This is a genomic window from Gordonia metallireducens (assembly GCF_021245825.1).
GTDB lineage: Bacteria > Actinomycetota > Actinomycetes > Mycobacteriales > Mycobacteriaceae > Gordonia > Gordonia namibiensis.
In genome coordinates this window covers 84,613-103,665 of sequence record NZ_JAJQJP010000031.1, presented here as the reverse complement: position 1 = coordinate 103,665, position 19,053 = coordinate 84,613, and the positions used below count along the sequence as shown (strand labels likewise).

General features: G+C 70.1%; 18 protein-coding genes. 5 read left to right on the top strand and 13 right to left on the bottom strand.

Annotation, left to right across the window (positions count from 1 at the left end; all coding sequences use genetic code 11):
- Window positions 1–99: 99 nt before the first annotated feature.
- Together dapD and LQD00_RS13025 are read left to right on the top strand one after the other, a co-directional pair.
- Complete coding sequence (gene dapD / locus LQD00_RS13030) at window positions 100–1,065, top strand: 2,3,4,5-tetrahydropyridine-2,6-dicarboxylate N-succinyltransferase (protein ID WP_119033813.1); 966 nt, start codon at window positions 100–102, stop codon at window positions 1,063–1,065.
- Between the two features lie 137 nt (window positions 1,066–1,202).
- Window positions 1,203–1,445: a DUF3072 domain-containing protein gene (locus LQD00_RS13025; RefSeq protein ID WP_232717622.1), complete on the top strand. Its 243-nt coding sequence runs from the start codon at window positions 1,203–1,205 to the stop codon at window positions 1,443–1,445.
- Window positions 1,446–1,457: 12 nt separating this feature from the next.
- Here the strand turns inward: LQD00_RS13025 and dapC are convergent, their stop codons facing one another.
- Entirely contained in the window at window positions 1,458–2,600 is a 1,143-nt protein-coding gene (dapC, locus tag LQD00_RS13020) for a succinyldiaminopimelate transaminase (RefSeq protein WP_308195971.1), read from the bottom strand.
- 58 nt (window positions 2,601–2,658) lie between these two features.
- Entirely contained in the window at window positions 2,659–2,988 is a 330-nt protein-coding gene (gene fdxA / locus LQD00_RS13015) for a ferredoxin (protein ID WP_119032849.1), read from the bottom strand.
- 481 nt (window positions 2,989–3,469) lie between these two features.
- Here fdxA and LQD00_RS13010 point away from each other — a divergent pair, with 481 nt between their 5' ends.
- Together LQD00_RS13010 and LQD00_RS13005 are read left to right on the top strand one after the other, a co-directional pair.
- A complete protein-coding gene (locus tag LQD00_RS13010) occupies window positions 3,470–4,063 on the top strand; it encodes a cysteine dioxygenase (RefSeq protein WP_232717621.1) in 594 nt (197 codons plus the stop codon).
- On the top strand, window positions 4,060–4,443 hold the full coding sequence (locus LQD00_RS13005; RefSeq protein ID WP_006865617.1) for a rhodanese-like domain-containing protein: 384 nt from the start codon (window positions 4,060–4,062) through the stop codon (window positions 4,441–4,443). Before LQD00_RS13010 ends, LQD00_RS13005 begins: the two co-directional genes overlap by 4 nt.
- Window positions 4,444–4,682: 239 nt before the next feature.
- On the opposite strand, the gene cofG is transcribed toward LQD00_RS13005, so the two are convergent.
- The 7 genes from cofG to typA form a co-directional block, all read right to left on the bottom strand.
- Entirely contained in the window at window positions 4,683–5,990 is a 1,308-nt protein-coding gene (gene cofG / locus LQD00_RS13000) for a 7,8-didemethyl-8-hydroxy-5-deazariboflavin synthase CofG (protein WP_232717620.1), read from the bottom strand.
- Complete coding sequence (locus LQD00_RS12995) at window positions 5,987–7,423, bottom strand: flavin-containing monooxygenase (protein WP_406567021.1); 1,437 nt, start codon at window positions 7,421–7,423, stop codon at window positions 5,987–5,989. Before LQD00_RS12995 ends, cofG begins: the two co-directional genes overlap by 4 nt.
- Before the next feature lie 95 nt (window positions 7,424–7,518).
- Entirely contained in the window at window positions 7,519–8,673 is a 1,155-nt protein-coding gene (locus LQD00_RS12990) for an FO synthase (protein WP_232717618.1), read from the bottom strand.
- A gap of 62 nt (window positions 8,674–8,735) precedes the next feature.
- The gene (locus LQD00_RS12985; protein WP_119032854.1) at window positions 8,736–9,125 is read right to left on the bottom strand and encodes a facilitated glucose transporter; all 390 of its coding nucleotides are present in this window, start codon (window positions 9,123–9,125) and stop codon (window positions 8,736–8,738) included.
- Window positions 9,126–9,129: 4 nt separating this feature from the next.
- Complete coding sequence (gene mshB, locus LQD00_RS12980) at window positions 9,130–10,020, bottom strand: N-acetyl-1-D-myo-inositol-2-amino-2-deoxy-alpha-D-glucopyranoside deacetylase (RefSeq protein ID WP_232717617.1); 891 nt, start codon at window positions 10,018–10,020, stop codon at window positions 9,130–9,132.
- Window positions 10,017–11,951 (bottom strand): ABC transporter family substrate-binding protein, encoded by a 1,935-nt coding sequence (locus LQD00_RS12975; protein ID WP_119032856.1) that lies wholly within the window; start codon window positions 11,949–11,951, stop codon window positions 10,017–10,019. Before LQD00_RS12975 ends, mshB begins: the two co-directional genes overlap by 4 nt.
- 66 nt (window positions 11,952–12,017) lie before the next feature.
- Window positions 12,018–13,928: a translational GTPase TypA gene (gene typA, locus LQD00_RS12970; protein WP_119032857.1), complete on the bottom strand. Its 1,911-nt coding sequence runs from the start codon at window positions 13,926–13,928 to the stop codon at window positions 12,018–12,020.
- A gap of 207 nt (window positions 13,929–14,135) precedes the next feature.
- Between typA and LQD00_RS12965 the strand changes: the two genes are divergently transcribed.
- Complete coding sequence (locus tag LQD00_RS12965; RefSeq protein WP_162904497.1) at window positions 14,136–14,312, top strand: hypothetical protein; 177 nt, start codon at window positions 14,136–14,138, stop codon at window positions 14,310–14,312.
- Window positions 14,313–14,316: 4 nt separating this feature from the next.
- On the opposite strand, the gene LQD00_RS12960 is transcribed toward LQD00_RS12965, so the two are convergent.
- Genes LQD00_RS12960 through LQD00_RS12945 form a run of 4 tightly spaced genes read right to left on the bottom strand, consistent with a single transcriptional unit; the run spans window position 14,317 to window position 19,012 of the window.
- Window positions 14,317–15,186, bottom strand: coding sequence for an EamA family transporter (locus LQD00_RS12960; protein ID WP_119032858.1), 870 nt, complete (start codon window positions 15,184–15,186; stop codon window positions 14,317–14,319).
- Window positions 15,187–15,199: 13 nt separating this feature from the next.
- Window positions 15,200–16,258 (bottom strand): ABC transporter ATP-binding protein, encoded by a 1,059-nt coding sequence (locus tag LQD00_RS12955; RefSeq protein WP_232717616.1) that lies wholly within the window; start codon window positions 16,256–16,258, stop codon window positions 15,200–15,202.
- Complete coding sequence (locus tag LQD00_RS12950; RefSeq protein WP_232717615.1) at window positions 16,255–17,916, bottom strand: ABC transporter permease; 1,662 nt, start codon at window positions 17,914–17,916, stop codon at window positions 16,255–16,257. The genes LQD00_RS12955 and LQD00_RS12950 overlap by 4 nt, the downstream gene beginning before the upstream one ends.
- A gap of 7 nt (window positions 17,917–17,923) precedes the next feature.
- Complete coding sequence (locus LQD00_RS12945) at window positions 17,924–19,012, bottom strand: thiamine ABC transporter substrate-binding protein (protein ID WP_232717614.1); 1,089 nt, start codon at window positions 19,010–19,012, stop codon at window positions 17,924–17,926.
- Window positions 19,013–19,053 lie beyond the last annotated feature (41 nt).

Sequence of the window (19,053 nt, the reverse complement as noted above, 5' to 3'; positions counted from 1 at the left end):
ATGACGGACGGGCACCCGTCGGCCCCGGAGCGTGACCGGCGGAGGGCGGCAGGAGGCACGGCGTCGTACACCGCGGTCGATCACCTAGACTCGGGTCTCGTGACAACTACTGGCGCACACGCAACTGGCATCGCAACCGTGATCGACGGGGGGTCGACTCCGGGAGTCGTGCTCGACGTCTGGTTCCCCGCACCCGAGCTCGACGGTGTCGAGACCGCCGAGACCGTCGTCCTCGACGAGGAGTCGACGCCGGCGGAACTGCGCGAACTGGTCGGTGTCGACGAGGCCCGCGGCGTCAAGACCATCGCGGTCCGCACCGGCATCGCCGACCTGTCGGTCGCCCCGGTCGACGCCTACGACGTCTATCTCCGACTCCACCTGCTCTCCCACCGCCTCATCGAGCCGCACGGCGCGAACCTCGAGGGCATGTTCGGGCTGCTCGCCAACGTCGCCTGGACCAACCACGGCCCGTGCGCGATCGAGAACTTCGAATCGGTGCGCGCCAAGCTGCGCGCCCGCGGCCCGGTGACCGTGTACTCGATCGACAAGTTCCCCCGCATGGTCGACTACGTCGTCCCCGGCGGCGTCCGCATCGGTGACGCCGACCGGATCCGTCTCGGCGCCCACCTGGCCGCCGGCACCACCGTGATGCACGAGGGCTTCGTGAACTTCAACGCCGGCACCCTCGGGGCGTCGATGGTCGAGGGTCGCATCTCGGCGGGCGTCGTCGTCGGCGACGGTTCCGACATCGGCGGCGGCGCGTCGACCATGGGCACGCTCTCCGGCGGTGGCAAGGAGATCATCTCCCTCGGCAAGCGTTGCCTGCTGGGCGCGAACGCCGGCTGCGGCATCCCGCTCGGCGACGACTGCGTCATCGAGGCCGGCCTGTACGTCACCGCCGGCACCAAGGTGACCGGCCCGGACGGCACCCAGGTCAAGGCACGCGACCTGGCGGGCCAGTCGAACCTGCTGTTCCGTCGCAACAGCCTGACCGGTGCGGTCGAGGTCGTGCCGTGGAAGGGCGACGGCATCGCACTCAACGAGGCGCTGCACAAGCACAACTGAGGTCGACTGCAGACCCACCCCTTTTGGCCGAACCCAGCACCGACAAGGTGCTGGGTTCGGCCATTTGTGGAGGGTTTCCGCCGCGGGTCACGCGCGGGCAGGTGGCCGGATCACCGGATGACTCGTACTGTGGAGCCATGAGTACATCGAACAGCAGTTCGACGCCGGGCGGCGAAGACGTCCTCGGCGCCGGGGCCGGCAACAGCACCGAGAAGGATCCCGACGACTGGGTGACCGGCGACGAGCCGATGACCGGCGCACAGCGCAGTTATCTCGACACCTTGGCCCGCGAGGCGGGCGAGACCATCTCCGCCGACCTCACCAAGGCCCAGGCGTCGGAAGAGATCGAGCGGTTGCAGAGCAAGAGCGGGCGGGGCTGACCGCCGAGACGCCTAGCCGGCCAGGCGCGCGGCCACGGCGGCGATGCGTTCGTCGGTGGCGGTGAGCGCCATGCGGACGTGCTTCTCCCCGGCCGGACCATAGAAATCGCCGGGGGCGCAGAGGATTCCGCGCTCGGCGAGCCAGGCGACGGTGTCGCGACACGGCTCGTCGCGGGTGGCCCAGAGGTACAGGCCGGCCTCGGAGTGGTCGACGCGGAAACCGGCCGCCTCGATCGCGGCGAGCAATGTCCGACGCCGGGCTGCGTAGCGCTCCCGCTGCTCGTCGACGTGGGCGTCGTCGCGGAGTGCGGCGGTCATCGCCCCCTGGATCGGGAAGGGCAGCATGAAGCCGGCATGCTTGCGGACCGCGAGCAGTTCGGCGATGAGTTCGGCGTCGCCGGCGAAGAAACCGGCCCGGTACGACGCGAGGTTGGAGATCTTCGACAGCGAGTGCACCGCGAGCAGACCGGTGTGGTCACCGTCGCAGACGCGGGGGTCGAGGATCGAGAGCGGCTCGCCCTCCCAGCTCAGCCCGAGGTAGCACTCGTCGGACACCACGACGGTCCCGCGTTCGCGCGCCCAGCCCACCACCTTGCGCAGGTGGTCGACGCCGAGGACCTTGCCGGTCGGGTTCGACGGAGAGTTGATGAACATCAGCGCCGGGTTCATCGGGCCGAGAGCGACGGTCGAGTCGGCCCGGATCGCGCGAGCACCGGCCAGCAGTGCACTGACCTCATAGGTCGGGTAGGCGACCTCGGGGATCACCACGTCGTCGCCCGGGCCGAGGCCGAAGGTCGACGCGAGGCCGGCGATCGCCTCCTTGGTGCCGATGACCGGCAGGATGCCCGACTGATCGAGGTTCGTCACGCCGTGGCGCCGGGTGAGCGACTCGGCAGCGGCCTCACGCAGTTCGGTGGTGCCGATGGTCGTCGGGTACCCCGGGAATCCGGACGCGTCGGCCAGCGCGTTCCGGATGAGCTCCGGCACCGGGTCGACCGGCGTGCCGACCGACAGGTCGACGATGCCGTCGGGATGGGACTGCGCCGTGGCCTTGGCACCCGCGAGGGTGTCCCACGGGAAATCGGGCAGCCGACCGCTCACGCGCGTCGCCGACACACGCAGCGGCGCTGCTGCGCGAGAGGTGGGGATGCTCACTGCGGGGCCAGTCCTATCCGTCCGGGGGCTTCTTCGAAGAACGGGGAGCCGTCGGGCGTCAGTCGTCTTCGTTCATGGGCGGCAGGCCCTTGATGAAGGCCGGGTCTGCGTCGGTCTTGCCGACCTTGCTCGCGCCGCCGGGCGAGCCGAGATCGTCGAAGAAGTCGGCGTTGGCGCTGACGTAGGGTTCCCACTCATCCGGGACATCGTCCTCGTAGAAGATCGCCTCGACCGGGCACACCGGCTCGCACGCACCACAGTCGACGCACTCATCCGGCTGGATGTAGAGCATGCGTCCACCCTCGTAGATGCAGTCGACGGGGCATTCCTCCACGCAAGCCTTGTCCAGGACATCGACGCAAGGCTCCGCGATGATGTAGGTCACCACTCACTCCTTCGCTAGGGAAGATCGTTGTCGGCGCGAGGCGGATGAGCAGTTCGGCGTCGAACGACTCTCCGGCGTCGGCGCCGGTTGCGGTCCGAGGGCTGGTCGAACCGCAACCCAGAGTATCCGCCCCGGTGGTACCCACGACGAAATCACCCCCGGCTACAGAGCACGCAGAATGCCCTGTTGTGCCGAGAATCACATCAACGGCGGCCTGGACCCCTAGCAGGCGCCGGCCATACCGACAGAGATACGACGATGTGAAGCCCGACTTTCGCTCAGCGTGCCGTCAATTCTCGACAAACGGTGAGTGACGAGGCATCCTCGGCGGCATGTTCGTCGTGAATCCGGTCGCTGTGGGCCGCCCTCGCACCAGCCTGTGGGCTGTGTCGGGGCTCGAGCCGGCGTCGCGGGTCATGTGTATGTGCTGTCGCTGATCACCGGCTCCCGACCCGCACATTCACTCCCCTTCAAGGATTCCGTCATGACCTCGACCCTTGCCCGCACCACGTCGGCCTCTCTCCGCTCGCAGAACGTCACTCCCCTGACCCGGACCCGGGCGGTCGCCGACACACCGCGCCCGCGGACCCACCTGCCGACGCATCTGCGTCCCGCCGACCTGCTGCGCATCACCGACCAGGGTGTCGCCGATGTCCTCGACGGCCGGCACGACGCCCTGCTCCCCACCGAATGGGACACCTCGCGCCGTTGGTCGACGCGCCTCTACGCCGACGACGACCTCGACGTCTGGCTCATAAGCTGGACGGCCGGCGAGGCCACCGAACTACATGACCACGCCGGCTCGCTCGGCGCGCTGACCGTCCTCTCGGGCTCCTTGCGGGAGTACCACTGGACGGGGGACGATCTGGCCGTGCGTGTCCTCGACGCCGGCGACCAGGCCGCCTTCCCTCTCGGGTGGGTCCACGACGTCGTGAAGAACCCGACGATCCAGGTGGCCGGGCCGACGCTCAGCGTCCACGCCTACTCCCCGCCGCTCACCGCGATGTCCTACTACGAGGTGGCCGACGCCGGCCACCTGCGTCGTACCCGCACGGTCCTGACCGACGAACCCGAATGAGCGACAAGCCGACTCCGCGCACCATCGACGACGTGCTCGCCGAGGCACGCTCACGACTGCAGCGCGTCGACGCCGCGTCGGTCCCCGCCGAACTCGAGGCCGGGGCGATCCTCGTCGACATCCGACCGGCCGCCCAGCGCGCGCAAGAGGGCGAGACGGACCTGGCGCTCGTCATCGAGCGCAACGTCCTCGAGTGGCGATGCGATCCCGCCAGCGACGCCCGGATTCCCGAGGCCGTCGACCACGACGTGCGCTGGATCATCCTGTGCCAGCAGGGCTACACGTCGAGTCTCGCCGCGGCGGCATTGCAGGACCTCGGACTCCATCGCGCGACCGATGTGATCGGCGGGTACGAGGCGCTCGCGGCTGTGTTGCGCTGATTTCGATACGGCTCCTCGCTGCGCTCGTCACCTACTCAACCAGCAGGACAAACGGCACACCTCGCCCCGCTCGTCACCTACTCAACCAGCAGGACAAACGGCACACCTCGCCCCGCTCGTCACCTACTCAACCAGCAGGACAAACGGCCCCCCTCGCCCCGCTCAACCAGCAGCAGGGCGCGGCGCCACTCTCCTGCCGGCCGAGTGACCCGAGGCGATAGCCGAGGGACGTATCGAGGTCAGGCGACGGCCGGCCAGGGCCGCGGCGCGGGGCGGGTGTCGACGGCGAGTCCGGTCTCCGGGTCGGCCAGCGCGGCGACGTGGTGCGTGAGGGCCGGGTCGATCCAGTCCTCGGCGTCGAGCACGTACGTCGGCTGGGCCGTGATGCGTTCGGTGAGAACGAAATCCGACTCGGCGGTCCGGGCGGCGAGTGCATCCAGGTTGGGCCAGGGGCGTTCGGGGTTCACGTGGTCGGGGGTCAGCGGCGACACCCCGCCCCAGTCGTCGATGCCGGACGCGATCAGTGCGGCGCATTCGGCCGGCGACACCAGGTTCGGCGGTGCCTGGACGCGCATGTGGGGTCCGAGCACGATCCGCGCGACGGCGACCGCCGCCAGGAACTCGCTCATCTCCGCGTCGGGGGTGGATCGCATCGCGGTGTCGGGCTTGGCCCGGAAGTTCTGCACGATCACCTCCTGGATGTGACCGCCGGCGGCCTGCACCTCCGCTATGGCGAGCAGGGATTCGGCTCGCTCGTACAGCGATTCGCCGATCCCGACGAGGATGCCGGTCGTGAACGGGACGCGCGCGGCACCGGCGTCGCGCAGAACCTGCATCCGGACCAGGGGGTCCTTGTCCGGGCTGCCGTAGTGCGGTTGCCCCTTCTCGGTGAAGAGCCGACGCGACGTGGTCTCGAGCATCATGCCCATCGACGGGGCCACCGGCCGCAGGTGCAGCAGCTCCTCGAGGCTCATCACCCCGGGATTCAGGTGCGGCAGCAGGCCGGTCTCGGTCAGCACGGCCACGGCGGCCGCACGGACGTAGTCGAGGGTCGACGAATAGCCACGCGCGGCCAGCCATTCGCGGGCCTCCGGCCACCGGTCCTCGGGGCGGTCGCCGAGCGTGAACAAGGCCTCCTTGCAACCGAGTTCGGCTCCGCGGCGGGCGAGGTCGACGACCTCGTCCAGTTCGAGGTACAACCCTTCGCCGGCGCGGGCGAGTTTGCCGGGCACGGTCACGAAGGTGCAGTAGTGGCACCGATCGCGGCACAGGCGGGTCAGCGGGATGAACACCTTGCGCGAGTAGGTGACCTGCCGGGAGCGACCGACCGCGGCCAATCCCTCGTCGCGGATCTCGCCGGCGATGGACTGCAGACGCACGAGATCGTCACCCGCACAGGAGAGCAACGTGACGGCCTGGTCGATGTCGATCGGCTCACGGGCCTCGGCGGCGGCCAGGGCGGCATCGATCGCCTCACGCGAAGGACGTTCCGCGGCGGAGTCTTCCGCCTGGCCGGTGCGCACGGTGGGGATGCTGAGGTCGGTCATCGTTCCCCCTCCGGAGAATCGGTGATGGTCAGATAGGGCGCGGGATCGAAGGTGCCGTTGCGTTCTCGGAACGACGCCGCCGTCCCCGGCCACAGCAGCGTCAGCCGGCCGCTCTCCGGGTCGACATACCAACTGTCGCAACCGGTCAGCCACACCGTCGACGCACTGCGTTCGTCGATCTCGCGGGTGTAGGCGGCCTCGGCCTCCGCGGAGACCTCCAGCGCCCGGATCTCGGTGTCGCCCATGAACTCCAGCGCACCGAGCACGTAGTCGAGTTGCGTCTCGATCATGTAGATCGCCGAATTGTGGCCGAGCGCGGCGTTCGGCCCGTCGAGGACGAACATGTTGGGGAAGCCGCTGACGACGGTCGACGCGTACGAGGTCATGCCCGACGACCAGTGCTCCGACAGACGCAGTCCTGCACGGCCGACGACCCGGCTCGCGGCCGGCGGACGGGCGGACTCGAATCCTGTTGCCATGACGAGCACGTCGAGATCGAAGGTGCGTCCGCTGCGCGCGGTGGCCTTCGACTCGGTGATCGACTCCAGCGCGCTCGGCTCGAACACCACGTTCGTCCGCTGCAGTGCCGGATAGAAATCGTCGCTGAGAAGGATTCTCTTGCAGCCGATCTCGTAATCCGGGGTCAGGAGGTCACGCAGCTCCGGATCGTCGACCTGTTCGTGGAGATGGTTGCGGGCACGAGCCCGGATCTCGTCGATGTCGGGATGGAGGCCGAGCCGCTGGCGGAACGCCCCGTCGGCCTCGGTGAGAAGCCGGTGGCGAACCTCGCCGGCGACCTCGGGATCGAGCAGCGCGGCGCGTTCGTCGGCCGTGTACCGGCGGTCCTCGCGCGGCACCACATAGGGCGCGGTCCGACAGAACACGACGAGCTCCTCGGCGGCGTCGGCCAGGTGCGGGATGAGCTGCACGGCCGAGGCGCCGGTTCCCACGACACCGATCCGGGCACCGGCGACGGCCACGTCGTCGTGCCAGGCGGCCGTGTGGACGACCTGACCGGGGAATTCGCCGAGACCCTCGATGTCGGGGATCTTCGCCTCCGACAGCCGGCCGACGGCGAGGACGAGACTGCGCGCGCGGAACGTCCGGCCGGCCCCGTCCGCGGTCCCGGCGGTGATCGTCCAGCGGGCCGCGGCTTCATCCCAGGCGGCCTGCCGCAGTTCACAATTCAGCAGGATGTGCTCGGCGAGACCCTCGTCGGCGACGGTCTGCTCGAGGTAGTCGCGGATCTCGTGGCCGCTCGGGTACCTCGACGCCCAGTCGGCCGGCGGGCGGAACGAGAACGAGTACAGGTGCGCGGGGATGTCGCAGGCGATGCCGGGGTAGACGTTGTCGCGCCAGGTGCCGCCGACCGCGTCGGCACGTTCGAGGACGACGAAGGATTCGCGGCCGCGACGGGCGAGCTGCGTGGCCATCCCGAGGCCGGCGAAGCCGGCACCGATGATGGCGACATCGACGTCGGGCACCGTGTCGATGTCCACCCGCTCACCCCCCTGCGTCGTCGTCACCGTCACGAACGTACCTGCGGGATCGGGATCAGCCGATCGGCTTCGGGCTCGGCGTAGCGGGTGGTGCGCTGACGCGGTGCGCGACCGGCGCGTTCGGCGATGGCGACGAGGGTGTCGACGTCGAGGACGCGGCCCACCTCCGGACCGGCATCCGGCATGAGCCGGCCGTCGAGCAGCAGGCCGCCGATGTCGTCGGCGCCGCCGCGCAACAGCAGATCCACGGTGTCGGGGTCCAGCTTGGTCCAGGCCACCTGGACGTGGTCGATGAGACCGACGGACATCAGCCGGGCGACGGCGTGCAGCGCGCGGGTCTCCCGCTGCGAGGCGGTCGACGTCGCGGCGGCGGTCAGGTGTGGCGGCGTGTTGGTGGCGACCATCGGCATGAGGATCAGCTCGGTGAATCCGCCCGTGCGGCGCTGGATCCCGAGCAGCGTGCGCAGATGCGCGACCTGCTGCTGCGGGGTCTCGACATGCCCGTAGACGATGGTGGCCGTCGAGAAGAGGCCGGCGCCGTGCGCGGCCTCGATGACCTCGATCCAGTCGCGGGCGGGTGCCGAGCCCGTCGGCGACAGGTATCCGCGGACGGTGTCGTCGAGGATCTGGGCGGCGGTTCCGGGGATCGAACCGAGGCCCGCGGCGCGCAGGCGACCGAGATGTTCGGCGATCGGCACCCCGGTCCGGCTCGCGCCGTCGGCGATCTCCGCGGCGCGATACGCGTGGAGGTGCAGACCGTCTGCCGCACCGGTGATCTCTTCGACGAGACGGACGTAGTCGGTGGCCGGCCGGTCGGCGGGCAACGGCCCCTGCATGCAGATCTCGGTGGCGCCGAGTTCCACGGCCTCCCCGACCAGATCGGCGAGCGCGGGTTCGCCGGCACGACGTGCATCCGAGATGAGGCGGGCGGCGACCCCGGTGTCCAGATTGCGGTTGACGACGAAGGTCAGGGTGCCGGGGTCGGTGACCCGGGCCCGGACGGTGTCGGCGAGTTCGCACAGTTCTTCCAGGCCGGTACCGGAGGCGCCCAGCAGCGCGACCCAGCCCTCGTCGTCGAGGGCATCGGGGCCGAGGGCTGTCGGGTCGTCACGGAGACGGCTCAGGGCCGCTGTGACGCGCTCGATCGGGGCCGTGATGTCTTCGGCCCACGCGCGCAGAACCATGACCACACTCTAACGCTCGTTCGGTATCGCCCTTCGTCCCGAGGGAACGGCGGCAGGGAAAGTCAGTCGTCGGCCTCGGGGAGCCGGTGGGTCCAGCCGAGCAAGGCCGCCGGGCCGACGCCCAACGCGAGGAGGAGAAGGGTCTGGACCAGGTAGTTTCCCGACGTGCTCAGGATGACGTCGCCACCCGGTCCCGGGAACCCGCCGGCGATGACGACGACGAGCCCCCAGGCGCCGAGCGGCGCATAGCGCAGCGGCGACGAGGTGTACCCGGCCGCCAGCCACAGCAGCACCGCATTGAGAAGACCGCCGATCAGGGCCGCGACGGGCAACGCCACCCCGCCGAACCGCTGGTAGGCGAACGCCACGCTGAGCAGGCCCACCACGAAACCGTCGAGGGTCAGCAGCGCCAGGAGGAGTCGGTCACGGACGTGCGGATCGAGCGCGGGCATCGCGCTATCCGATCCCGGTGAAGAGGTCCGTCTCCCGGTTGCCGTCGAGAGCCGGACGCGGATCGTGATCGGTGAGGATGAAGTGCTCGTGGTCGACGATCGGCTGCAGGATGTTGTTCGACAGCGCGTACTCGGTCCCCGAGGGCGCGACGGTCACCTGCGTGGCGTGCGCGGCGAGTCCGGCGACCTTGTTCGGGTAGTACTCCCGCACGTCGATCTCGGTGGTGATCTGATCGTCGGGGTAGCTCGGGAGTTCGCCCGGATGCGGCATGCGCCACCCGTCGGGCACGGCCCGTGCGGCCGCCAGCCCGTTCTCCAGGGCGCTGCGCTCGGTGACCGACTCGTACAGCTTCGCCGGTCCCGCCCCGGCCTCCCGGGCACGCGCAACCGCGGCTGCGGTGACCTCATGGACGAGTTTGTGGTCGGGGTGGCCGTACGTGCCCGACGCGTCGTAGCTGACGACGACCTGCGGGGCGAAGTCGCGGAGCAGATCGAGCAGCACGCCGACCGGCTCGTCGAACGGTGCCTGCACGAGAGCGCGCGGGTGATTCGCCGACGGTGCGCCGGCCATCCCGGAATCGCGCCAGCGGCCGGCCCCACCGAGAAAGCGCGGCGTCAGGGTCGGCCCGTCCGCCGGGCTCAGTGCCGCGAGGGCTCGGGTCAGCTCGGCGATGCGGTACCCGCCGAGTTGGTCGGCGCCGCCGTCGGCGACGAGCTGTGCGTACTCGTCACCGATGACCTCGCCCTCCTCACCGAGGGTGAAGGTCACGACGCGCACGTCGACGCCTTCGGCGAGGTAGCGGGCGATGGTCCCGCCGGTCATGATCGTCTCGTCGTCGGGATGGGCGTGGACGAGCAGCAGCCGCCGGTCTGCGGTGGAAGAAGCGTCGGTCACGAGAGTTCCCAATTGACCGCGGTCCCGAAGATCGACTCCTGGATCGGACCGGTGAGCGGCACGTCGCGCACCTCGGGCGTGACACCGACGACCATCGAATCCTGGTACAGCGGCATGTAGATAGCCTGCGCGGCCAGCAGCGGCTCCGCCTCGTTGAGCGTCGAGATCGGGTCCTCCTCGGACATCGCGTCGCGCGCGAGTTCGATCAGTGTGGGATCGCAGAGACCGGAGATGTTGCTGGCGTAGCTGTCGCCGACATCCCCACCGCTCGGCGCGATGCTGGTCGGCGTCGGCGGCGTGGCGGGCGACGGCTCGGTGCTCGGCTTGGGCTGGTTGCAGTCGACCTGCGACGCCAGCGACGCGGCGGGCGGCACACCGAGTCCGGTCCAGCCGACCACGAGGTCGACGCGCTTCTGGGTCAGCGCCGAGCCGTACAGCTCGCTGTTCGGCATCGTCACCACCTGCGCACGGATTCCGGCGCCGCGGAGCTGGTCGACGACACTCGACGCGGCCGACGTGGAGCGCGGGTCACCGGCGACGGCGCCCACGCGCACGAGAAGATCCTGGCCCTCCTTCTGGAACGGCAGGACACCCTCGGGCAGCTTCGCGACCTCCACCGCACCGGGGGTCGGCGTCGCCGCCGGGGTCGACGGCGTGGACGAGCCCGACGCAGAGGGCGTTCCCGAGGCCGGTGCGCCCGTGGACGGTTCGGGGACCGGAGAGGTCTCTCCGGCCGTCTCCGGGTCCGCCCGGCGGTATCCGGCGTCGGCGAGGAGTGCGTCGACCGCGGCACGATCGGGACGCGGCCGCGAGACGGGCGTGTAGCCGGGGTCGGACGGCGCGAAGACGGTGTTCGCGTACGGCTCGACGATCCAGTCCCCCGCACCGGCGAACGTGGTCAGCCGCGGGTCGACGAGACCGAGGATCGCGCGACGCACCTCGACCGAGCTCATCGCGTCGGTGCGGGCGTTGACGCTGATCCCCAACGACCGCGAGGTGAGGCTGCGTTCGGTCTCCAAGCCGGGCAGGGCCGCCAGTTCGGCGGCGGTTGCCGGTGAGGCGCCGAGGGCGACGATCTCGGAGTCGCCGGAGCGGACCGAGTCGAGCATCTGGGCGTTGCTGCCTGCGCGGCGGAGCACGACCTGGTCCAGTCGCGGCGGCGTCACCCAGTAGCGGTCGTTGCGGGCCAGCCGCACCTCGTCACGGGTCTTGTCGATCCCGACGATCGCGTACGGGCCGGCCGACACCGGTTTGCCCGTGTCCATGCCGGTCTGGAAGCCGGCCGGGGCGCCCTTGAGGACGTGACTCGGCAGCAGACCGGTGAACAGCTCACGCCAGGCCGGATACGGCCGCTCGAACCGCACCTCGACCAGCTTGCCGCCTTCGCGGGACTGCACGGAGTCGATGAGGCGGTAGCCGGCCGGGGCCACCACGTTGGGCTGACGTGACATCTGCTGCCACAGGTAGCTGAAGTCGTCGCCGGTGACCGGAAGACCGTCGGACCACTGGGCGTCGGTGTGGATCCGGTAGGTGACCGTGAACGGCTGCCGCGATGTGACCTCGGCGGAGGTGACGAAGTGACGCTGGAGCTCCCAGACGGGTCCGGCGGGTGTCTGCACGGGCGAGAAGGCGCTCGGCAGCGTCATCGCGGCGACCGCGGTGGTGACCGGGTTCTGATCGGCCGCGATGTGCGGGTTGAACCCGTTGCCGACCGAGTCGGTGGCCACGAAGACCGTCTTCTCGACGGGGTACTCGGTCGGTGTCGGCGGCGGACCGGTGTCCCGGACGGGCGGTGGCGGATCCGCCGTGCACGCCGTCAGGGCGATGAGCAGGGCGGCGCCGCACGAGAGCAACCCGAGCACACGGCTCCGGGCCCGGTTCGTGGCGTCGCGACCCTGTGGCCTCGCGCGTTTCACCTCGGATACCCCCATGACGATGCTTCTCGGTCGATCAGACGAGTGCCGGTCCCCCGCTCGCGCGGGAGACCGGCTCGGCGGTCAGCTGACCGCAGCGTCCCGGGACTTGGCCCGCGAGCGCTCACGGGCACGCGTCGACGAATCGAGGTGAACCTTACGCACTCGGACGACCTCGGGGGTGACCTCGACACACTCGTCGGCGGCACAGAACTCCATGGCGCCCTCGAGATCGAGCTGCATCGGCTTGGCCAGCGTCTCCATCACGTCGGCCGAGGACTGACGCATGTTGGTCAGCTTCTTCTCGCGGGTGACGTTGATGTCGAGGTCCTCCTGGCGCGGGTTGATGCCCACGACATGGCCCTCGTAGCTGTCGTCGCCCGGGTTGACGAAGAAGGTTCCGCGGTCGGCGAGCTGGATCATCGCGAACGGGGTGACGGTGCCGGAACGGTCGCTCACGAGCGAGCCGGTGTGGCGGGCGCGGATCTCGCCGGCCCAGCCGTCGTAACCCTGGAAGACGGCGTTGGCGATGCCGGTACCGCGGGTCTCGGTGAGGAAGTCGGTACGGAAACCGATCAGACCGCGCGAGGGCACGATGAACTCCATACGAACCCAGCCGGTGCCGTGGTTGTTCATCTGCTCCATGCGGCCCTTGCGGGCGGCCAGCAGCTGGGTGACCGCACCGAGGTACTCCTCGGGGACGTCGATGGTGAGGTGCTCGTAGGGCTCCTGCACCTTGCCGTCGACCTTGCGGGTGACCACCTGCGGCTTGCCGACGGTCAGCTCGAAGCCCTCACGGCGCATCTGCTCGACGAGGATGGCCAGGGCCAGCTCGCCACGTCCCTGGACCTCCCAGGCGTCCGGACGGCCGATGTCGAGCACGCGCAGCGACACGTTGCCGATCAGTTCGGTGTCCAGGCGCTGCTTGACCATGCGGGCGGTCAACTTGTGACCGGACACGCGACCGGCCAGCGGCGAGGAGTTGGTGCCGATGGTGACCGAGATCGCCGGCTCGTCGACGGTGATACGCGGCAGCGGCTGCGGGTTCTCGAGGTCGGCGAGGGTGTCGCCGATCATGATCTCCGGCATACCGGCGACAGCCACGATGTCACCGGCCGATGCGGACTCGGCCGGGGCGCGGTCGACGCCGACGGTGGCGAGCAGCTCGGTGATCTTGGCGCGCTCGACGACGGGCTCACCGTCGACCTCGCGGCACCAGGACACCTGCTGCCCCTTGCGGAGGGTGCCGTTGTGGATACGCACGAGCGCCAGTCGACCGAGGAAGGCCGAGGCGTCGAGGTTGGTGACGTGGGCCTGCAGCGGGGCCTCCGGATCGCCCTTGGGCGCCGGGACGTGCTCGAGCAGGACGTCGAAGAAGGCGTCGAGGTTCTCGGCGTCCGGGACCTGACCGTCGGCGGGCTGCTCGGTGGAGCACACGCCGGCGCGGCCGGATGCGTAGAGCACCGGGAGTTCGAGGACGAGCTCGGCAGCCTTGGCGGCCTCCTCGTCCAGGTCCGACGCGAGGTCGAGCAGGAGGTCCTGCGTCTCGTCGACGACTTCCTGGATGCGGGCGTCGGGACGGTCGGTCTTGTTGACGACCACGATCACCGGCAGCTCGGCGGCGAGCGCCTTGCGCAGCACGAAGCGGGTCTGCGGCAGGGGGCCCTCGGAGGCGTCCACGAGCAGGACGACGCCGTCGACCATCGACAGGCCGCGCTCGACCTCACCACCGAAGTCGGCGTGGCCGGGGGTGTCGATGACGTTGATGACCACCTCGGTGCCGTCCGGCTGACGCCGGTGCACCGCGGTGTTCTTGGCGAGAATGGTGATGCCCTTCTCACGTTCGAGGTCTCCGGAGTCCATCACCCGGTCGACGACCTCGGCGCGCTCTGCGAAGACGCCGGACTGGCGCAACATGGCGTCGACGAGGGTGGTCTTTCCGTGATCGACGTGCGCGACGATCGCGACGTTACGGAAGGTGGGGGCAGCGCTCACAGGCTCTCTTTCGTGTTGATGGGGACCGCCTCGGCGGCCGGCACTCGGCGCGAGCCGAACATCTCCGACGCTCGCGGCCGAACAGCTCTGACCGGCGACAAGTGCGGATCACCTAGGGATTCAACGCTACAGAGTATCTGTTTATGCGGTGAGACTGCGATCACAGGCGCCCGAACACCCGTTATTAGGGTCTGCTAACCTCGCCGCATGGGCAAGGTCGACGCAGCCAAGGTGGGCTCTCTGAAGCCCAAGAAGAAGTGCTGCAAGAGCACCAAACGGTGCGTGCGGTGTCCCGTGGTGATCCACCGGATGCGCAAACTCGACACCTCGGACATGAGCAAGAAAGAACTCAACAAGGCGCTGAAGAAGGCGCGCGCCGCCTGAGCGTTCAGCTCGGCGGGATCTCGTCCTCATCGACCGACCGCACCGCCACCGCCAGCGCGACCGCCGCGATCCCGACGGCCTCCAGCGGCCGGGGAACCTGCCCGAGCACGATCAGCCCGATCACCGCGGCCGTCACCGGGAGCAGCGCGAGCAGGATCGCGAACCGCGCGCGGCCGACGCGGCGCAGCACGACCTGATCGAGGGCGTACGGGATCGCGGTCGACGCCACGCCCAGCACCAGCCCCTGGCCGATCAGTGCGGCCGGCGAGACCCCCTCGCGTACCGCTGCGGCCACCCACCACGCCAGCGGCGAGGTGACGAGGGCGGCGATGACGAAACCCGTGGCGAGGTCCTCGACTCCCGCACCGCGCGCCGCGACCCGCTTTCCCAGCACGATGTAGCCGGCCCAGCACGTGGCGGCGGCCAGCGCGAGCAGCACCCCCACACCGGTGCCCGACCACCGGACGTCGGCGATGAGGACGACGCCGAGCCCGGCGAGGACGAGTGCCGCGATGTCGCGCCGGGTGCGGGAACCCAAGGCCGCCACCGTGATCGGGCCGAGGAACTCCAGCGCCACCGTCGTACCCATCGGCAGATGTGCCAGTGCCTCGTAGAAGCTGATGTTCATCCCCGCGGTGATCAGGCCGAAGCATCCGGCCAACCGCAGGCGCGACCACTGCCACGCCGACCGCGGTGGCCGCACCCAGATCAGCAGCACCAGTGCGGCTCCGGCGATGCGCAACCACGCCACCGCCGACGGGGCGACGTCGTCGAAGAGGCCAACGGCGACCGCCGCACCGAGATACATCGACGTCGCGCCGAGCACCATCAGCCCCGGCGGGAGCAGGACGTCTTCTCGCGCGGTGCCCGTCATCGGGCGGCCGTCGTCATCCGATGACCGCGACCCGCTCGGGAACCAACAGGATGCGTACCCGGTCGCCGATGGCGACGGATTCATCTGCCACGGCGTCGATCTCGCCGACCGCGGTCTCGATCCGGACGCGTGGGCCGGCCGGGAGTTCGGCGACGAGCACGACCGTCGCGGTACCCGTGCCCGTATCGTCTGCCCCTGCCGGACCCATGACCTCCACCGACTCCGGGCGGAGGCCGAGCCGACGCGAACCGTCGGGCAGGTCGAGGACGATCTCGCCGAGCACGGTGTCGGCGATCCCGGCGCGCAACTGCGCGTCGACGACGGTGGTGACGCCGAGGAACTGCGCCGTCCACTCGTCCACCGGGCGCCGCCACAGGTGGGAGGGCGTGGCGACCTGCACCATCGCGCCGTCGCGCATCACCGCGATCTCGTCGGCCATGGTCGCGGCCTCGGCGTGATCGTGGGTGACGACGACGGTCGGCACGCCCGCCGCGCGCACGATCTCCGAGATCTCCACCGCCAGTTCGTCTCTCAGACGCCGGTCGAGTGCGGCCAGGGGTTCGTCGAGCAGGAGCAGCCGCGGATGCGGAGCGAGGGCACGCGCCAGTGCGACTCGTTGCGCCTGCCCTCCGGAAAGGGTGTCGACGGAACGCTTCTCGAAGCCGGGGAGACCGACGACGTCGAGCAGCTCGGTCACGCGATCGGCGATCCGGCGACGCGACCAGCGCCGCATCCGCAGTCCGTAGCCGATGTTCGACGCCACGCTGCGTCCGCCGAAAAGCTGTCCGTCCTGGAAGACCACCCCGAAGTCGCGTCGGTGTACCTCCACCCCGGCGAGGTCCTGACCGTCGAAGCGCACGACCCCGCGGGTCGGCTGCTCCAGCCCGGCGACGGCGCGGAGCAGCGTCGACTTTCCGCACCCTGACGGCCCGAGGACGGCGGTCACCAGCGACCCCGATCCCCCGACCTGCCAGGACAATCCGTCGATCACGGTGTGCCCGCCGTAGGCGACGGCGAGGTCGGAGATCTCGAGGAGGGCATGGGACCTCGTCGCGGGGCCTTCTCCGTTCACAGCAGCGGCACCTCCGATCGGGGACGGAACGCCTCGACCACCAGCACGGCGAGGGTCGTCGCGGCGACCAGCACCACGGACGCGGCCATCGCGGTCGCGAGGTTGGCGGCGCCCGGCCGGTTGAGCGCAGAACCGATCAGCACCGGCAGGGTCGTCGTGTCGGCACGGGCCAGGAAGCTACTGGCCCCGAACTCGCCGAGCGCCATCACGAAGGCGAAACCGGCGGCCGCACCCATCGAACGGCCGACGATCGGCAGGTCGACGGTCGCGAACACGCGGGCGGGCCGGGCGCCCAGCGTCGCGGCGGCCTGCCGCAGCCGGACCGGTACCGATTCCAGCGCGGGGAGCATGATGCGGATGACCATCGGGATGGCGATCAGCGCCTGCACGCACGGGATGATCGCCGGCGACGCCGCGATGGCATAGGGCATCGACGCCAGCACGATCAGGTATCCGAATCCCAATGTGACAGCACTGATCCCGAGCGGAACCAGGGAGATGGCCGAGGCGATCGCGCCGACCACCCCGCGGGAGCGATGGAGCGCGACGGCGGCGAGCACGCCCACCACCAGCGCGATGACGGTCGCGAACGCCGCCGACACCAGCGAGTACTCGAGACTCTCCAGCGGCGTGACCCCGTTGACCGGTTCGGCCAGGGCGCGATACCCGGCGAGCGTCCATTCCCCGCCGACCGTCGGCCGCACCGACCGCGCGATCAGAACAACGACCGGCCCGACGAGCAGCACCACCGTCCACACGCTCACCAGCCACATCGCCGGGCGCACGAACCGCCCGTGCACGAATGCCGCATCACGCCGACGCCGTTCGACACCGCCACGGGCCGAACCCGTCCCGGCGGGGTCGGCGAACACGCGGGTGAGCATCAGCGCCGCGAACACGACGACGATCTGCACCATCGACAGCACCACCGCCTCGGGGATACGGAAGTAGCCGATTGCCTGGGTGTATATCTCGGTCTCGAGGGTGCGCAACTCCCCCGCACCGAGGATGATCACGACGCCGAAGCTGGTGGAACAGAACAAGAAGATCAGTGCGGCGGCACCGGCGATGGCGGGCAGCAGTCGAGGGATCACCACCGTCAGCGTCGCACGCAGCCGCCCGGCGCCCAGGGTGCGCGCCGCCTCGAGCAACCGGGGGTCGAGGTTCCGCCATGCCGCGCCGACCACGCGGACGACGACGGCGACGTTGATGAACACGTGCGCGGCCAGCACCGCACCGAGACCGGATTGGATGTGCAGGAAGGACAGTGGGCCGGTCAGCAGCGACCGGAAGGCGACGCCGACGACCACCGTCGGTAACACGAACGGCACCGTCACCACGACGGCGAGGAGGACCGAGGCCCGTCCGCCGACATGGGCGTACAGCCAGGCGATCGGCGCGGCCACGAGGAGCGCCAGCAGGGTCGACGCCGCCGCCTGCCCGAGGGTGACCCCCAGGAGCGTGAGTGCGTCCGTCCGGGTGAGGAGTTCACCGAGTCGCTCCCCCGACGCCGCGGCCAGGTTCACCCCGCGGCGGACGAGCGCGAGCACCGGCCACGCGAAGAGAACAGCGATGAACAGAGCCGGGATCAGACGCAGCGCCACCCGACCGGCGACCGTCGCCGTCCGTCCCGCGGGCCGCGCCCCGGCCCGGCTCACCGGACGGTCACCTGCCGACAGCGTCACGCCACTGGTCGAGCCAGCTCTCGCGGTTCTCCGCGATCGTGGCCGGCGGCAGCGCGGACATCCACGCCGGCACCTCCGCGCGGGCCGGCCACCCCTCGGGCAGTTCGACGTCGCGCTGCACCGGGTACACGTACATCGACTCCGGCAGAGCGGACTGCACCTCCGGGCTCAACATGTAGTCGACAAGCTTGCGTGCACCGGTCGAGTTGCGGGTGCCCTTGAGGACGCCGATGTACTCGACCTGCGGGAAACAGCTGTCGAGGAGGGCGCTGGTGTCGGGGGTCGCGGCGGGTGAGGACGCGTACGACAGCACGATCGGCTTGTCACCCTTCCCTTCTCCGGCGCTGAACAACTGGTTGTAGGCGACCTCCCAGCCGGACACGATGGTCGCGCCACCGCCGACGACCTGCTTCCAGTAGTCCTGCCAGCCGTCGCCGAGGGCGCCGACCGTCGTCAGCACGAAGGCCGTACCCGGTGAGGAGGTCGCGGGGTCGGTCAGCACGGTCTGCGACGCGTACTCCGGCTTCGCCAGGTCGCGGAAGCTCGCCGGCGGGGTCAGCGAGCGCGATTCGTACCAGGCGTCGTCGATGTTGAGGCAGACGTCGCCGCGGTCGACTGCGGTCAGCTTGTCGGCCGCACCGGGGACCGCGTACTCGTCGGCCCCGTCGGCGGCGAGCGGAGACTCATAGGACTCCAGGGCTCCCGCTTCGATCGGCCGGGACGCGAAGGTGTTGTCGATGCCGTAGACCGCATCGCCCTTGGGCGCGCCGGGGGTCAGCGACACGGTCGACGCCAGCTGACCGGCATCGCCGGAGCGCACGATCTTGAGGGTGAGCCCGGTCTGCCGGCGGAACCCGTCGATGACCGACTCGGGCAGCTCGAAGGACTCATGGGTCAACAGGGTGACCTGGCCGCCCGTCGTCGACTCGTCGGCACAGGCCACCGCGGTCGTGAAAACCATCCCCAGGCCGACAGTGAGCGCGACGGCCCGGGAGACGATTCCCGACCATCCTCGACGACGCCCGGCACTCTCGGCCTGCAGTTCGTCCACGCCCGGCAGGTGGCTCACATCCGACTCCTCGCGACTGGCTGTCTGTTCACCCCATATCC

Coding starts and splice junctions, on each gene's coding strand:
- LQD00_RS13025 (WP_232717622.1), top strand. CDS start 1,203: ATGAGTACATCGAACAGCAGTTCGACGCCGGGCGGCGAAGACGTCCTC.
- LQD00_RS13010 (WP_232717621.1), top strand. CDS start 3,470: ATGACCTCGACCCTTGCCCGCACCACGTCGGCCTCTCTCCGCTCGCAG.
- LQD00_RS13005 (WP_006865617.1), top strand. CDS start 4,060: ATGAGCGACAAGCCGACTCCGCGCACCATCGACGACGTGCTCGCCGAG.
- cofG (WP_232717620.1), bottom strand. CDS start 5,990: ATGACCGACCTCAGCATCCCCACCGTGCGCACCGGCCAGGCGGAAGAC.
- LQD00_RS12995 (WP_406567021.1), bottom strand. CDS start 7,423: ATGGCCACGCAGCTCGCCCGTCGCGGCCGCGAATCCTTCGTCGTCCTC.
- LQD00_RS12990 (WP_232717618.1), bottom strand. CDS start 8,673: ATGGTTCTGCGCGCGTGGGCCGAAGACATCACGGCCCCGATCGAGCGC.
- LQD00_RS12985 (WP_119032854.1), bottom strand. CDS start 9,125: ATGCCCGCGCTCGATCCGCACGTCCGTGACCGACTCCTCCTGGCGCTG.
- LQD00_RS12975 (WP_119032856.1), bottom strand. CDS start 11,951: ATGGGGGTATCCGAGGTGAAACGCGCGAGGCCACAGGGTCGCGACGCC.
- LQD00_RS12965 (WP_162904497.1), top strand. CDS start 14,136: ATGGGCAAGGTCGACGCAGCCAAGGTGGGCTCTCTGAAGCCCAAGAAG.
- LQD00_RS12960 (WP_119032858.1), bottom strand. CDS start 15,186: ATGACGGGCACCGCGCGAGAAGACGTCCTGCTCCCGCCGGGGCTGATG.